The organism is Glycomyces xiaoerkulensis (genome assembly GCF_002798405.1).
GTDB lineage: Bacteria > Actinomycetota > Actinomycetes > Mycobacteriales > Micromonosporaceae > Glycomyces > Glycomyces xiaoerkulensis.
Window position 1 is genome coordinate 1 of the sequence record NZ_PGGV01000031.1, and the last position, 535, is coordinate 535.

At 71.4% G+C, this 535-nt stretch carries 1 protein-coding gene; it reads right to left on the reverse strand.

Going from position 1 to position 535, the window contains the following annotated elements; genetic code table 11:
• Positions 1–494, reverse strand: a 494-nt coding sequence (locus CUT39_RS12735; protein WP_157930667.1) for an RNA-guided endonuclease InsQ/TnpB family protein, incomplete at its 3' end; no start/stop codon positions are given.
• Positions 495–535: the final 41 nt, after the last annotated feature.

Consider the following 535-nt stretch of genomic DNA (forward strand, 5'->3'; position numbering starts at 1 on the left):
GCCGCGTCCTTGATCACGGTCACGCTGGAGGGCGCGGCCGGGAGCTCGCGGGACCAGGCGACTTTCACCTCGCCGATCTTGGCCAGGTACACGCGGCTGTTGTCGCGGATGGCGAAGGCGTTGGTGTTGAGCCGGATCGACTGGCGGGCGTCCTTGCGGGACTTGTACCGCGGCGGCCCGACCCTGGGGCCCTTGCGTTTGCCATTGACCGAGCCGAAGAAGGCCTGGTAGGCGGCCTCCAGGTCCCGCAGGGACTGCTGAAGTACCACCGCGCTGACTTCGGCCAGCCAGGCCCGCTCCGGCGTCTGCTTGGCGGCGGTGAGGTAGGTCCTCGACAGCACCGAGGCCGGCACGTACGCCTCCCCGGCCGCGTGCGCTTCCTTGCGGGCGCGCAGGCAGTCGTTCCACACTACGCGGGCGCACCCGAACGCCCGGGCCAGCGCCGGCCGCTGGCCCCCGTCCGGGTAGGCCCGATAGTTGTAGCGCAACTGCATCAGCCACACCCTGCCACCGGCCAGCGGCCGAAGGCGGCAGG